The sequence below is a fragment of the Geodermatophilus sp. SYSU D00814 genome, from assembly GCF_054050055.1.
Window position 1 is genome coordinate 26,764 of the sequence record NZ_JBJGYP010000023.1, and the last position, 14,093, is coordinate 40,856.

The 14,093-nt window shown below is 76.3% G+C and carries 12 protein-coding genes; 9 read left to right on the top strand and 3 right to left on the bottom strand.

Going from position 1 to position 14,093, the window contains the following annotated elements:
- Positions 1-18: 18 nt before the first annotated feature.
- Complete coding sequence (locus ACI780_RS17740) at positions 19-873, bottom strand: DNA-formamidopyrimidine glycosylase family protein (protein WP_457004597.1); 855 nt, start codon at positions 871-873, stop codon at positions 19-21.
- Between the two features lie 159 nt (positions 874-1,032).
- Here ACI780_RS17740 and ACI780_RS17745 point away from each other — a divergent pair, with 159 nt between their 5' ends.
- Entirely contained in the window at positions 1,033-1,617 is a 585-nt protein-coding gene (locus ACI780_RS17745; protein WP_457004599.1) for an antibiotic biosynthesis monooxygenase, read from the top strand.
- Between the two features lie 29 nt (positions 1,618-1,646).
- Complete coding sequence (locus ACI780_RS17750; protein WP_457004601.1) at positions 1,647-2,534, top strand: DNA-3-methyladenine glycosylase family protein; 888 nt, start codon at positions 1,647-1,649, stop codon at positions 2,532-2,534.
- 72 nt (positions 2,535-2,606) lie between these two features.
- Here ACI780_RS17750 and ACI780_RS17755 read toward each other — a convergent pair whose 3' ends face one another.
- Together ACI780_RS17755 and ACI780_RS17760 are read right to left on the bottom strand one after the other, a co-directional pair.
- Positions 2,607-3,455: a cold-shock protein gene (locus tag ACI780_RS17755; protein ID WP_457004603.1), complete on the bottom strand. Its 849-nt coding sequence runs from the start codon at positions 3,453-3,455 to the stop codon at positions 2,607-2,609.
- 63 nt (positions 3,456-3,518) lie between these two features.
- Entirely contained in the window at positions 3,519-8,129 is a 4,611-nt protein-coding gene (locus tag ACI780_RS17760) for an ATP-dependent helicase (protein WP_457004605.1), read from the bottom strand.
- A gap of 103 nt (positions 8,130-8,232) precedes the next feature.
- Between ACI780_RS17760 and ACI780_RS17765 the strand changes: the two genes are divergently transcribed.
- From ACI780_RS17765 to ACI780_RS17795, 7 genes are all read left to right on the top strand, one after another.
- Positions 8,233-9,378 carry an acyl-CoA dehydrogenase family protein gene (locus tag ACI780_RS17765; RefSeq protein ID WP_457004607.1) on the top strand — a complete coding sequence of 382 codons (1,146 nt, stop codon included), beginning with the start codon at positions 8,233-8,235 and terminating at the stop codon, positions 9,376-9,378.
- 7 nt (positions 9,379-9,385) lie between these two features.
- Positions 9,386-10,633, top strand: a complete 1,248-nt coding sequence (locus tag ACI780_RS17770) for an MFS transporter (protein WP_457004609.1) — start codon at positions 9,386-9,388, stop codon at positions 10,631-10,633.
- 182 nt (positions 10,634-10,815) lie between these two features.
- The gene (locus ACI780_RS17775) at positions 10,816-11,283 is read left to right on the top strand and encodes a MarR family winged helix-turn-helix transcriptional regulator (protein ID WP_457004611.1); all 468 of its coding nucleotides are present in this window, start codon (positions 10,816-10,818) and stop codon (positions 11,281-11,283) included.
- Positions 11,280-11,927 carry a hypothetical protein gene (locus ACI780_RS17780; protein WP_457004613.1) on the top strand — a complete coding sequence of 216 codons (648 nt, stop codon included), beginning with the start codon at positions 11,280-11,282 and terminating at the stop codon, positions 11,925-11,927. Before ACI780_RS17775 ends, ACI780_RS17780 begins: the two co-directional genes overlap by 4 nt.
- Before the next feature lie 10 nt (positions 11,928-11,937).
- Positions 11,938-12,132, top strand: coding sequence for a DUF3046 domain-containing protein (locus ACI780_RS17785; protein ID WP_456871285.1), 195 nt, complete (start codon positions 11,938-11,940; stop codon positions 12,130-12,132).
- A gap of 192 nt (positions 12,133-12,324) precedes the next feature.
- Positions 12,325-13,356: a recombinase RecA gene (gene recA, locus ACI780_RS17790; RefSeq protein ID WP_456871286.1), complete on the top strand. Its 1,032-nt coding sequence runs from the start codon at positions 12,325-12,327 to the stop codon at positions 13,354-13,356.
- A 221-nt stretch (positions 13,357-13,577) separates the two neighbouring features.
- Positions 13,578-14,084, top strand: a complete 507-nt coding sequence (locus ACI780_RS17795) for a regulatory protein RecX (RefSeq protein WP_456871287.1) — start codon at positions 13,578-13,580, stop codon at positions 14,082-14,084.
- Positions 14,085-14,093: the final 9 nt, after the last annotated feature.

Consider the following 14,093-nt stretch of genomic DNA (forward strand, 5'->3'; position numbering starts at 1 on the left):
GGTGGCCGGGTCCCGGTGCTAGTGGGCGGTGGCGAAGGGCGGCGGGTGGTCGGGCTCGCCGGTGCGGGCCGCCGGGTCGACCGGGGCGTCGGTGGCCTGGCAGGTCGGGCACCAGTAGGTGATCCGCTCCTGCAGGTCCGGGCCCTGGTCGCCGCGCAGGATCGGGGTGCCGCACCGGTAGCAGGGCCGGTCCTTGCGGCCGTAGACCCAGTGGTCGCGGCCGCGGCGCAGGTCCCCGGTGGTGCTCTGCTCCGGGCGGTCGCGGTTGGCCAGCATCAGCCCGCGGGTGCGCTCGACCAGCCTGGGCAGGTCCTCGACGTCGGCCACCCGCATCCAGGGGTGCACGCCGCAGACGAACAGGCCCTCGACCTTGTAGAGGTTGCCCGGCCCGCACAGGTTGCGCTGGTCGAGGACAGCGACGCCGATCTGCTCGTCGGGGTGCGACCGCAGCCGGCGCACCGCCTCGTCGAGGTCCCAGTCCGGACCGAGGACGTCGGGGCCGAGGTGGCCGACCACGGAGTCCTCGTGCGCGGTGCGGACCATCGTGACGTCGTGCAGCCGGTAACCGACGCAGTCCCACCGGTCGGTCGCGAGGATCGCCCGGATCGAGAAGGCCGGCCCGCCGCGCCAGCGGGCGCCCTTGGCGTAGATGTGCCAGCTGCCGTCCATCCGGTAGTGGGTGCGCAGCGTCCAGCCGTCGCTGAACCGGGTCAGCATGTGCTTGCCGCGGGGCACCACCTCGCTGACGGTGCGGCCCGTCAGGTCGGTCGCGGCCAGCTGCGGCACCCGCAGCTCGCCGCGGCGCAGCGTCTGGCCGGCCAGCGCGGTGTTCATCCGCTTGGCCGCCAGCCAGACGGTGTCTCCCTCGGGCACGCCCTCCAGTGTCCCCGGTGACCAGGCGGTCGGCCCCCTGCAGGGGCCCGCCGCGAGCGTGCGAGCGGTGCGGGGGCAGGAGGTCCTTCGACTGCTCAGCGCGAGGGAGGTCACGTGCGCGGCGGGAACGTCGCACACGGTGCGGGCGCTGCAGCACCCGTGCAGCGACGTCCCGACCCGGCCAGCACCACGCCCGCGCACCTGAGCTCCGCCGGCGAGCCGGTGACGGTGACCGTCGCCCGCGACGTGCGCCCCGACCAGCGGGAGGCGTTCGAGCGCTGGGCCGACGACGTCCTGGGGCTGGCCGCGGCCTTCCCGGGCAACCTCGGCGCCAGCGTGCTGCGGCCGGGTCCCGGCTCGACGCGCTACCACCTCGTCTACCGCTTCGCCGACGGCGAGTCGCTGGCCCGCTGGGAGCGCTCGTCGGTCCGGCAGGCCGCCCTGACCCGGGTCGAGCACCTCTCCGACGGCGCCGACTACGCCCGCGTCGCCGGGCTGGACAGCTTCTTCACCGCGCTGACCCCGCCGCGGCCGGGCCCGCGCTGGCGGCTCACGGTGCTCACCATCGCCGCCGTCTTCGCGATCACGCTGGGCTTCTCGCTGCTGGTGGCCCCGCACGTCGCCTCGTGGCCGCTTCCGCTGCGGCTGCTGCTGTCGGCGACGGTCGTCGTCGTGCTGCTCGGCCAGGTGCTCATGCCGCGGCTGACCCGCTGGTTCGGCCCCTGGCTGCGCGGCGGCCGCTGACCGTCACACCCCGGGCGTAGACCGGGGGCGTGCAGCAGCAGATCCCGGTGCGCGGCCCGTTCGACCTGGCCCAGAGCACCCGCTTCCTCGAGGGCTTCACGCCGGCCCGTCACGTCGGCGCGCCCGACGGCGTGCTGCGCCTGGCCTGCTGGGTCGAGGGCTCCGACACCGCGGTGGGGATCGCCGTGTCCCAGGACGCCGACGGTGTGGTGCACGTGCGCGCCGACGCCGACGCCGACGCCGACGCCGACCCGCCCCGGCTGGCCGAGCAGGTCGCGCGGGTGCTGGGCCTCGACGTCGACGGCGGCGGGTGGGCCGGCGTGGCCGCCGCCGACCCCGTGCTCACGCCGCTGGCGGCCGCGCGGCCCGGCTTCCGCCCGGTGTCGTTCTGGTCGCCGTACGAGGCCGCCTGCTGGGCGGTGCTCTCGCAGCGCACCAGCACCGCGGCGGCCGCGGGCACCAAGGCGCGCGTCGCCGAGCGCTGGGGCACCCGCCACGAGGTGGACGGCGTCGCGGTGGCGGCGTTCCCCACGCCGGCGCGGCTGGCGGCCGTGGCCGGCGAGCTGCCGGTGCCGGCGGTCAAGCAGGAGCGGCTGCGGGGGTTGGCCGAGGCGGCGCTCGACGGGCGGCTCGACGGCGGGCGGCTGCGCGCCCTGCCTGCGGAGCAGGCGCTGGCGCAGGTCCGGGAGCTGCCCGGCATCGGCCCGTTCTCCGCCGAGCTGGTGGTGGTGCGCGGCGCCGGCTCCCCTGACGTCTTCCCGTCCGCCGAGCCGCGGCTGCACGAGGAGATGGCCGCCCGCTACGGGCTCGAGGACCCCTCGGCGGCCGCGCTGGCCGCCATCGCCGAGCGGTGGCGGCCCTACCGCAGCTGGGCGGCGGTCCTGCTGCGCGCCGCCCGCGAGCAGCGCGCTGGGTGACGGACCGGAACGGCCACCCTCCAGGAGCCCGCGCCGAGCGTGCGAGGTGCGGGGAGGAGGGTGGTCCTTCGACTAGTCGATCGGGCGGACGCCGCTGGCGCTGGTGCCGCGGGCGCCGGAGGTGCGGGTGAAGGCGACCCGCTGCCCCTCCTCGAGCTCGCGGTAGCCGCCGCTCTCCTCGATCTCGGAGAAGTGCACGAAGACGTCGTCGCCGCCGTCGTCGGGGGTGATGAAGCCGAAGCCCTTGTCGGGGTTGAACCACTGCACGGTGCCCTCGGCGTCCCCGCCGGCGTCCCCGCCCCGCGGGGCGCGGGCCGGGCGCTGGTCGCGGCCGCCCCGGTCGTCGCGCCGGTCGTCCCGGCGGGCGGGCCGGTCGTAGCCACCGCGCCGCGGGGTCGACGGCAGCAGCCGCACCGACTCCGCCTGCAGCCCGCGGTTGCCCTCGACCAGCTCGAACTCGACCCGGTCGCCCTCCTCGAGGTCGCCGCCGCGGGTCACCGCGGAGACGTGCACGAACACGTCCTCCGGCACGATGAAGCCGAAGCCGCGGTCGGCGTCGAAGCGCGCGACCGTGCCCTGGACGACGAGGCCGCGGGGCGCGCGGCCACCGCCGGAGCGGCCCCGGTCGTCCCGGCCCCGGTCGTCACGGCCCCGGTCGTCACGGAAGCCGCCGCGGTCCCCGCCCCGGTCGTCGCGGCGGGCCCGCGGGGCGCCGCCGGTGGGTCGCACCCGGTCGGCCTGCGGCCCGCGCGGGCCCGCGGTGGCGTCGAACTCCACCGGCTGGCCCTCCTCGAGGGTGCGGAAGCCCCCCGTGTCCTCGATGGCCGAGAAGTGGACGAAGACGTCGTCCCCGCCCTCCTGCGGCTCGATGAACCCGAAGCCCTTGTCCGCGTCGAACCAGCGGACCGTGCCGGCTGCCATACCTGTTCCCTCATCCCTCACGACTGCGACCGTCCACGGTACGCGGACCCCGCGAGGCGCCGGTCAGCCCCGCAGGCGCAGGCCCCGGGGGGTGGCGGCGAAGCCGGCGGCCTGCAGCGCGCCCGACAGCGGGGTGTCCTGGTGCACCGAGGCGCCGTCGGCCTTCTGCACCACCATGCGCCCCAGCGCCCCGGCCGCGACCGCGCCGGACAGCGCGGTGGCCGCCTCCTTCAGCGTCTGCTCGTCCTCGGTGAACGACAGCAGCGACTTCCCGCCGCGCTCGACGTAGAGCACCAGATCCCCGTCGACGAGCACCACCAGCGCCCCGGCCTTGCGCCCGGCGCGGTGCCCGGTGGCCCGCTTCCCGGTGCCGGTGCCGGTGCCCTCGCCGACGTCGACGGCGACCTGCTCGGCGGACTCCCCGTCGGAGGGGCCGCCGCGATCGGGCCAGGGCAGCGCGGCGCCGTAGACGTTGGCCGGGTCGGTGGCGGCGAGCACCACCGCGCCCTCGGGGGCCCGGTCGGGGGTGGCGAAGGCGCGCAGGCGGTCGACGGCGCCGACGGTGCCGAACTGCGCGGCGCCGAGGGTCTCGACGAAGTAGCCGCGCCGGGCCCGGTTGTTCTCCTCGAACGCCCGCAGCACCGGGTACACGGCGGAGAAGCCGCCCGGCACCTGCTCGGCCACCACCGCGCCGCGGGTGAGCACGCCGTGCCGCTCGAGCAGCGCCTCGGCGCGGGCGGTGGTGCGCCGCGTCGGGTTGGGCTCGCGCTCGGGCAGCCGCGACCAGCGGCCGGCGACCGTGGGCGGCCCGGTGCGGGTGGGCATCGCCGGGCGGCCCAGCCGGGTGCGGCCGTACCGCGTGCGGTCGACCCGGGCCCGCGGCGGCGCCGGGGTGCGCTTGTGCGTGCCGCCGCCGGCCAGCCGGGTGCGCAGCGGCGCCAGGGTGTCGTTGGTCAGCAGCCCGGCCCACACCAGGTCCCAGACGACGTCGGCGAGCGCGGTGTCGTCGGTGGCGCCCACGAGGTCGGACAGCCCGCGGAAGAACACCGCCTGCCCGGCCGACAGCTGCTCCAGGACGGCGAAGCCGACGCCACCCTCCTCCGGCAGCTCGACCGGGTCGGGCAGCAGCAGCGGCGCGACGTCGGCGGGCACCAGGCTCACCCAGCCGTCGCCGCCGGGCAGCCCCCCGGCCCCGGCCCAGAGCAACTCACCGGCGCTGGTGAGCTCGTCGAGCATCGCGGGGGAGTAGTCGCGGACCCTGCTCGGGAGCACCAGCGTCTCCAGCGCGCTCGCGGGCACCAGCGCCCCGGCCAGCTGCTCGACCACGGCCAGGACGCCGTCGACGCCGCGCATCCGGCTGCCCACCGACTGCCAGGAGGGGGTGAAGCGGGCCAGGGTGCCGATCGGCACCGGCTCGACCTCCTGGCGCAGCTTCGCCAGGCTGCGGCGGCGCACCGAGCGCAGCACCTCGGCGTCGCACCACTCCTGGCCGCTGCCGCCGGGGCGGAACTCGCCGGTGACCAGCCGGCCGGTGCCCACCAGCCGCTGCAGCGTGGCGGTGACGACGGCGACGCCGAGGCCGAGCCGGGCGGCCACCTCGGCCGGCTGGAACGGGCCGTGGGTGCGGGCGTAGCGGCCGACCAGGTCGCCCAGCGGGTCGGCGACCGGCTCGGTGAACGCCTCCGGGACCCCGACGGGCAGCGCGGTGCCCAGCGCGTCGCGCAGCCGCCCGGCGTCCTCGATGGCGACGTGGCGTTCCTCGCCGGCGATCCGCACGACGATCGCCCGGCGGGAGGCGACCAGCTCCTCCAGCCACGCCGCGGGCACACCGCGCAGCGCCGCCTCGGCCGGGGTGAGGTCGCCGAGCAGGCGCAGCAGGTCGGCGGCGCCGTCGACGTCGCGGGGGTGGCGCTCGGCCGGCAGCCGCTGCAGCTCCCGCTCGACCTCGGTCAGCGCCTCGGCGTCGAGCAGCTCGCGCAGCTCCGAGCGGCCGAGCAGCTCGGCGAGCAGGCCGGTGTCGAGCGCCAGCGCCTGCGCGCGCCGCTCGGCCAGCGGGGCGTCGCCCTCGTAGAGGAACTGCCCGACGTAGCCGAACAGCAGCGACTGGGCGAACGGCGAGGCGGACTGGGTCTGCACGTCGACCACCCGCACGCGGCGGGAGCGGACGTCGCGCATCAGCTCGACCAGGCCGGGCACGTCGTAGACGTCCTGCAGCACCTCGCGGGCGGCCTCGAGCGTGATGGGGAACGAGGAGAACTCGCTGGCGACGCTGAGCAGCTGCGCCGCGCGCTGGCGCTGCTGCCACAGCGGGGTGCGGCGGCGCGGGTCGCGGCGGGGGAGCAGCAGCGCCCGGGCGGCGCACTCGCGGAACCGGCTGGCGAACAGCGCCGAGCTGCCGACCTCCGCGGTCACCTCGCGCTCGACGTCGTCGGGGTCGAGGACGGCGAGGTCGGCCTCCGGCGGCTCGCCGGTGGTGTCGGGCAGCCGCAGCACGATGCCGTCGTCGGAGTGCATGGAGGCGACGTCGACGCCGTAGCGCTCCCGCAGCCGCGCGGCGAGCACCAGCGCCCACGGGGCGTTGACCTGCGCGCCGAAGGGCGAGTGCACGACCAGCCGCCAGTCGCCGAGCTCGTCGCGGAACCGCTCGACCAGCAGCGTGCGGTCGTCGGGCAGGTGGCCGGTGGCCGCCTTCTGCTCGGCGAGGTAGGCCAGCAGGTTGGCCGCGCCCCAGTCGTCGAGCCCGGCGGCCTGCGCCCGCTCGCGGCCCCGCTCGGGCGTGGCCGAGCCGACCTCGCGGAGGAAGGCGCCCAGGGCCCGGCCCAGCTCCAGCGGCCGGCCGGGGGCGTCGCCGTGCCAGAACGGCATCTTCCCGGGCTGGCCGGGGGCGGGGGAGACCAGCACCCGGTCGTGGGTGATCTCCTCGATCCGCCACGACGAGGAGCCGAGCAGGAAGACGTCGCCGACCCGCGACTCGTAGACCATCTCCTCGTCGAGCTCGCCGACGCGGCGCCCGCCGGACCCCTCGCCGCCGACGAGGAAGACGCCGAACAGCCCGCGGTCGGGGATGGTGCCGCCGCTGGTGACCGCCAGCCGCTGCGCGCCGCCGCGCGCGGTGAGGGTGTCGGTGACCCGGTCCCAGGTCAGCCGCGGCCGCAGCTCGGCGAACGCGTCGGAGGGGTAGCGCCCGGCGAGCATGTCGAGGACGGCGTGCAGCGCGGAGTCGGGCAGGCCGGAGAAGGGCGCCGAGCGGCGCAGCAGCGCGCCGACCTCCTCCACGGTGCGCGGGCCCTCGGAGACGATGGCGACGACCTGCTGGGCGAGCACGTCGAGCGGGTTGCGCAGGTAGCGGATCGACTCGATCGCGCCCGCCTTCATCCGCTCGGCCACCAGGGCGCACTGCACGAGGTCGCCGCGGTACTTGGGGAACAGCACGCCGCGGCTGACCGCGCCGACCTGGTGCCCGGCACGGCCGACCCGCTGCAGGCCGGCCGCCACCGTGGGCGGTGCCTCCACCTGGACGACGAGGTCGACCGCGCCCATGTCGATGCCGAGCTCGAGCGACGACGTCGCCACCACCGCCGGCAGCTGCCCGGACTTCAGCGCCTCCTCGACGACGGCCCGCTGCTCGCGCGACACCGAGCCGTGGTGGGCCGCCGCGACCGGCCGCACCCCCTCGGGCACCCCGCCGCCGGACCCCGCCTGCGCCATGAGCGCGGCGGCGGTGGTGCCCGGCGGCACCGCCTCCCCGGTGGCCCGCTCGTAGGCCATCTCGTTGAGCCGGCTGGTGAGCCGCTCGGCCAGCCGGCGGGAGTTGGCAAACACGATGGTGCTGCGGTGGGCCTCCACCAGGTCGAGCACCCGCTCCTCGACCGCCGGCCAGATCGACGCCCGCGGCTGGTCCCCGGCCGCCGACCCCTCCAGCTCGCCGGTGGGCTGTCCCAGCTGGCTCATGTCCTCGACCGGGACGACGACCGACAGGTCCCACTCCTTGCCCGCCGGCGGCTGCACCACCTGCACCGGCCGGCCACCGGCCAGGAAGGTGGCGACCTCCTCGATCGGGCGCACCGTCGCCGACAGCCCGATCCGCTGGGCGGGCCGCTCGAGCAGCTCGTCGAGGCGGTCGAGGGAGACCGCGAGGTGCGCGCCGCGCTTGCTGTCGGCGACGGCGTGCACCTCGTCGACGATCACCGTCTCCACCCCGCGCAGCGCCTCGCGCGCTGAGCTGGTCAGCAGCAGGAACAGCGACTCGGGGGTGGTGATGAGGATGTCGGTGGGCCGGCGGGTGAACGCCCGGCGCTCGTCGGCCGGGGTGTCCCCGGAGCGGATGCCGACCGAGATCTCCGGCCGGGGCAGCCCCAGCCGCAGCGCCGCCTGGCCGATGCCGGCCAGCGGCGCGCGCAGGTTGCGCTCGACGTCGACGGCCAGGGCCTTGAGCGGGGAGACGTAGAGGACGCGGCAGCGGCGGCTCTCGTCGGCCGGCGGCGTGCTGGTCAGCCGGTCCAGCGACCACAGGAACGCCGCCAGCGTCTTGCCCGACCCGGTGGGGGCGACGACGAGGGCGTGCCCGCCGCTGCTGATCGCCTCCCAGGCGCCCTCCTGGGCGGCCGTGGGCTCGGCGAAGGCACCGGTGAACCAGGCCTGGGTGGGCGCGGAGAACCGGTCGAGGGCGGGCACGTGTCCAGTGTCCCCGCGGGTACGACAGTCCGCTGGCCTGCGCGGACGCCGTCAGCGGGCGGGGTCGCCCGATCCGGGGGTGGCGTGCGGCACACTGCCGGGCATGCGCACCTCCCTCTACGAGGCCGAGCACGAGGACTTCCGGCAGACCGTCCGCACCTTCCTCGAGAAGGACGTCGCCCCGCACCACGACCGGTGGGAGCGCGACGGGATCGTCCCCCGCGAGGTGTGGCTCGCCGGCGGGGAGCAGGGGCTGCTCGGCATCGACGTCGACGAGCGGTACGGCGGGGGTGGGGTGCGCGACTTCCGCTTCAACGCCGTCCTCGACGAGGAGGTCACCCGCATCGGCGCCAGCGGCCTGGGCTTCGGGCTGCACAACGACGTCGTCGCCCCCTACCTGCGCGACCTGTGCACCGAGGAGCAGGCCGACCGGTGGCTGCCCGGCTTCTGCCGGGGCGAGCTGATCACCGCGATCGCGATGACCGAGCCGGGCACCGGCAGCGACCTGCAGGCCATCCGCACCACCGCGCGCCGCGACGGCGACGCGTGGGTGCTCAACGGCGCCAAGACCTTCATCACCAACGGGATCAACGCCGACCTGGTGATCGTCGTGGCGCGCACCGACCCCGACGCCCCCGGCTCGCGCGGCACCAGCCTGCTCGTCGTCGAGCGGGGGATGCCCGGCTTCAGCCGCGGCCGCAACCTCGAGAAGGTGGGCCTCAAGGCGCAGGACACCGCCGAGCTGTTCTTCGACGAGGTGCGCGTGCCCGCGGAGAACCTGCTCGGCGCGGAGAACCGCGGCTTCGCCCACCTCATGGAGAACCTGCCGCAGGAGCGGCTGTCGATCGCCGTCGGCGCGGTGGCCGCGTGCGAGACCGTGCTCGCGCAGACCCGCGAGTACGTGGGCAGCCGCACCGCGTTCGGCCGGCCGGTGGGCAGCTTCCAGCACAGCCGGTTCGTCCTCGCCGAGCTGCACACCGAGACGACGATCGCGCGCACGTTCGTCGACGAGTGCGTGCGGCAGCTCAACACCGGCGAGCTGACCGCCGTCGACGCGGCCATGGCCAAGTACTGGACCAGCGAGCTGCAGAACAAGGTCGCCGACCGCTGCCTGCAGCTGCACGGCGGCTACGGCTACATGGACGAGTACCCGGTGTCCAAGGCCTGGCGCGACGCCCGCGTGCAGTCGATCTACGGCGGCACCAACGAGATCATGCGCGAGATCATCGGCCGGTCGCTGGGGTTGTGACCGGCCGGTGACCACGCAGGAGGCGAGCCCCGACGTCGGGCGGGTGCAGCGGCGCACCGTCGGCGTGCTGTCCGGCGCGGTGGCGCTCGCCGGGCTCGGGGTCACCGTCGGCATCACCATCGGCGGCCTGCTCGCGCGCGAGGTCGCCGGCAGCGACGCCGCGGCCGGCCTCGGGCAGACCGCCGGCGTGCTGGGCGCCGCGGTGCTCGCCGTCCCGCTGGCCCGGCTCTCCGACCGCGCCGGCCGGCGCGCGGGGCTGGCCGCCGGCTACGCCGTCGCCGTCGGCGGGGCGCTGCTGACCGTGGTCGCCGCCGTCCTGTCGTCGCTGCCGCTGCTGCTCGCCGGCCTGTTCGCCTTCGGCGCCGCGACCGCGTGCGGCCTGCAGGCCCGCTACGCCGCCGCCGACCTGGCCGCGCCCGAGCGGCGCGGCCGCGACCTGTCCCTGGTGGTCTGGGCGACGACGGTGGGCTCGGTGCTCGGCCCCAACCTGGCCGCCCCCGGCGCCGACCTCGGCCGCGCCCTCGGCCTGCCGGCGCTCGGCGGCGGGTTCGCCGTCTCGGCGGTGGTGTTCGTGCTGGTGGCCGCGGCCCTCGTCGCCGGGCTGCGACCCGACCCGCTGCTGCTCTCCCGCCGGCTGCGCGGGCCGGTCGACGCCGTGCCGGCCCGCGGGCGCACGCGGTCGGCCCTGGCCGCGGTGTGGGGCTCGTCCGGGGGCCGGCTGGGACTGGTCGCCGTCGTGGTCTCGCACGCGGTGATGGTCGGCGTCATGGTCATGACGCCGGTGCACATGGGGCACGCCGGCGGCTCCGACGACGCGACGACGCTGCGGCTGGTCGGCCTGGTCATCAGCGTGCACGTGGCCGGCATGTACCTGTTCTCGCCGCTGGTCGGCTGGCTGGCCGACCGGGCGGGGCGGCGGGCGACGGTCGCCGTCGGCGGGGGACTGCTGCTGGCCGCCGTCGCGCTGGCGGGGACGGCACCTCCGGAGGCCACCGGCCGGCTGGGGGCGGGCCTGCTGCTGCTCGGCCTGGGCTGGTCGTGCGGGCTGATCGCGGGCTCGACGCTGGTCACCGAGTCGGTGCCCGCCGACGTCCGGCCGACGGCGCAGGGCGGCACCGACCTGGTCATGGGGCTGGGCGCGGCCGTGGCCGGTGCGGTCGGGGGCCCGCTGCTGGCCGCCGGCGGCTACGGGCTGGTCGCGGGGGTGTCGGCGGCGCTGGTGGTGCCGCTGGCCCTGGTGTGGGCGCGGCGCTGAGCGGTCAGCAGCGCGGTCAGTGGCCCCGCAGGTTGCGCCACAGCATCACCAGCGTCACGAGGATGCACAGCGCGATGCCGATCTCCAGGACCGTGTCCCAGGTGGCCGAGCCGGTGGTGGGGAACACACCCCGAGGATAGTCCGTGTATCGTGAAGCCACTTCACGGTGCAGGAGGCTCACGATGGCCGACGACGACGTCCGCATCGCCGCCCTCGACCGGCTGCTCGAGGTGTCCCTGCTGCTCGGCCGCGACACGGCGGCGTCACTGGCCGCCTCCGGGCTCACCGTCGCGCGGACCACGCTGCTGTGGCGGCTGCGCACCGCCGGACCGAGCACCCAGCGCGCGCTGGCCGACGCGCTGGGCGTCAGCGCCCGCAACGTCACCGGCCTCGTCGACGGGCTCGTCGCGGCCGGACTGGTCTCCCGCGAGCCGCACCCCGCGGACCGGCGGGCCACCCTGGTCACCCCGACCGCGCGGGGGCAGGAGCTGCTCGACGAGCTCGGGCGCGGCCAGGTCGAGCTGGCCGGCCAGCTGTTCGACGGGCTCCTGCCCGAGCGGCTCGACGGCCTGGTGGCCGCGCTCGACGACGTCCTGGAACGGCTGCGGGTCCTCGTGCCGGGCGCCGTGGCGGGGGAGGAGGACCGGTGAGGGCCCGGGAGCTGCTGCGCCGCGCCGTGGCCTTCGAGCTGGGCACCTGGCGCAGCCTGTGGCGCTGGGTGCGGCGGCGGGCCGACGTTCCGCCCGGTGCGGAGGCCTTCCCGTACGCGTCGGCGGCCGCGCCGGTGCTGTGGACCTTCGTCGTGCTGTCGGCGGTCGAGATCCCGCTGGTCGACTGGCTGCTGCCCTGGCCCTCGCTGCGGATCGCGCTGCTGGTCGTCGGGGTCTACGGGCTGCTGTGGATGGTCGGTCTCCTCGCGTCCATGCGGGTGCACCCGCACGTGGTCGACGGCGAGGGGCTGCGGGTGCGCTCCGGGTCCGCCGTCGACGTCCGGGTGCCGTGGGAGGCCGTCGCCGCGGTGCGGGTGCGCCGGCGCAGCGTCGAGGGCTCCCGCACGGTCGTCGTCGCCGAGGAGGGCGGCCGGCGCGCGGTGTCGGTGACGGTCGTGTCCTCCACCCAGGTCGACGTCGAGCTGCGGACACCGACGGTGCTGCCGCTGGCGCGCACCGGCGGCCGGCCGGTCGACGAGCTGCGCCTGGCCGCCGACGACCCGGCGGCGCTGGTCCGCCGGCTCCGCGCCGGGATCGCCGAGGAGGCCACCGGGCGGCCCGCCGCCGACGGGGACGCGCGCTAGCGTCGGAGGTGTGCGCCTGCAGGAGTTCTGGTCCCGGCTCGACGAGCAGTTCGGCTCGATGCGGGCCCAGAGCGTGACGCGCGACCACGTCTTCGCCGCGCTCGGCGGCCGGACCGCCCTCGACGCCATCGAGGCCGGGGTGCCGGTGCGGCGCGTCTGGCTGGCGATCTGCGAGGAGTACGACGTCCCGCCCCGGGACCGCTGAGCCGGACGACGGCGCGCCCGCCGTGTGTCGCTCGACTCGAACACCTGTTCGTCCTACAGTGACGGGTGCGTCCACAGGGACGTCGTCCCTCCACAGGTCGAGTCGGTCACCGGAAAGTGTCAGACCCCCGACCTAGCGTCGCCTCCGACACCGCTCCGACTCCCGACACGCGACTTCCCGAAGGTGAGCACCATGGCAACGCTCGACCGCGACAAGGCCCTCGACATGGCCCTCGCCCAGATCGACAAGCAGTTCGGCAAGGGCTCGGTCATGCGCCTGGGCGACAGCACCGCCCAGGCGATCAAGGTCATCCCGACCGGCTCGATCGCCCTCGACATCGCGCTGGGCATCGGTGGCCTGCCGCGCGGCCGCGTCATCGAGGTCTACGGCCCGGAGGCCTCCGGCAAGACCACGGTCGCCCTGCACGCGGTGGCCAACGCCCAGGCCGCCGGCGGCATCGCGGCCTTCATCGACGCCGAGCACGCCCTCGACCCGGAGTACGCCCGGGCCATCGGCGTCGACACCGACGCGCTGCTGGTCAGCCAGCCCGACACCGGTGAGCAGGCGCTGGAGATCGCCGACATGCTCATCCGCTCCGGCGCGCTCGACATCATCGTCATCGACTCCGTGGCCGCCCTCGTGCCCCGCGCCGAGATCGAGGGCGAGATGGGTGACAGCCACGTGGGTCTGCAGGCCCGCCTCATGAGCCAGGCGCTGCGGAAGATCACCGGTGCGCTGAACAACTCGGGCACCACCGCGATCTTCATCAACCAGCTGCGCGAGAAGGTCGGCATCGTCTACGGCTCGCCCGAGGTCACCACCGGTGGCCGCGCGCTGAAGTTCTACTCGTCGGTCCGCCTCGACGTCCGCCGCATCGAGACCCTCAAGCAGGGCACCGAGGCCGTCGGCAGCCGGGTGCGCGTCAAGGTCGTCAAGAACAAGGTCGCCGCGCCCTTCAAGCAGGCCGAGCTCGACCTGCTGTGGGGTCACGGCTTCAGCCGCGAGGGCGGCCTGATCGACGCCGGCGTCGAGCACGGCTTCATCCGCAAGTCCGGCGCCTGGTACACGTACGAGGGCGACCAGCTCGGCCAGGGCAAGGAGAACGTCCGGACCTTCCTCCGCGACAACCCCGACCTCGCCGACGAGATCGAGAAGAAGGTCAAGGAGAAGCTGGGCGTCGGCGCCACCCTCGACGCGCCCGCCCCCGACGCGGCCGACTTCTGAGCCACCCCGTGACCGGCTGGTCGGGCCCGCTCTCCGAGGAGATCGACCCCCAGCGGCCCGGCCGGCGCGGCCGCCGGACCCGTGCACCGGGTCCCGGTGACCGCGCCGGCCGTCCCCGGCGGCGGTCCGGGTCGTCCCCTGACCCGGACGACCCGGCCGCCGCCGGCACACCCCCGGGCGATCCCAGGGACCCCGCCGACGAGCCGGGTGACCCGGAGTCGGTGGCCCGCGCCATCTGCCTGCGGGCGCTCACCGGTGCGGCGAAGACCCGGCAGCAGCTGGCCGACCTGCTCGCCCGCCGCGGCATCCCCGAGGACGCCGCGACCGCCGTCCTCGACCGGTTCGGCGAGGTCGGCCTCATCGACGACGCCGCCTTCGCCCGCGCCTGGGTGACCTCCCGCCAGGCCGGCCGCGGCCTGGCCCGGCGAGCGCTGCGCGCCGAGCTGCGGGCCAAGGGCGTCGACGGCGAGGAGGCCGAGCAGGCCCTCGCCGAGGTCGACGACGACGACGAGCGCGCCGCCGCCCGCCGCCTGGTCGAGCGGCGGCTGTCCTCGCTGCGCCGCGTCGACCGGGCCACCGCCACCCGCCGGCTCATCGGGATGCTGGCCCGCAAGGGCTACAGCGGCGGTCTGGCCGCGGGCGTGGTCCGCGACGTGCTGGACGAGACGGGGTTCGGCACGGACGACCCCGATCCCGACCTGCACGACCGGCCCACCTGGGACACCTGACCCCGGGGT

Excerpts from the sequence above, each read along its gene's own strand:
- ACI780_RS17755 (WP_457004603.1), bottom strand. The coding sequence starts at position 3,455 with ATGGCAGCCGGCACGGTCCGCTGGTTCGACGCGGACAAGGGCTTCGGG.
- ACI780_RS17765 (WP_457004607.1), top strand. The coding sequence starts at position 8,233 with ATGCGCACCTCCCTCTACGAGGCCGAGCACGAGGACTTCCGGCAGACC.
- ACI780_RS17775 (WP_457004611.1), top strand. The coding sequence starts at position 10,816 with ATGGCCGACGACGACGTCCGCATCGCCGCCCTCGACCGGCTGCTCGAG.
- recA (WP_456871286.1), top strand. The coding sequence starts at position 12,325 with ATGGCAACGCTCGACCGCGACAAGGCCCTCGACATGGCCCTCGCCCAG.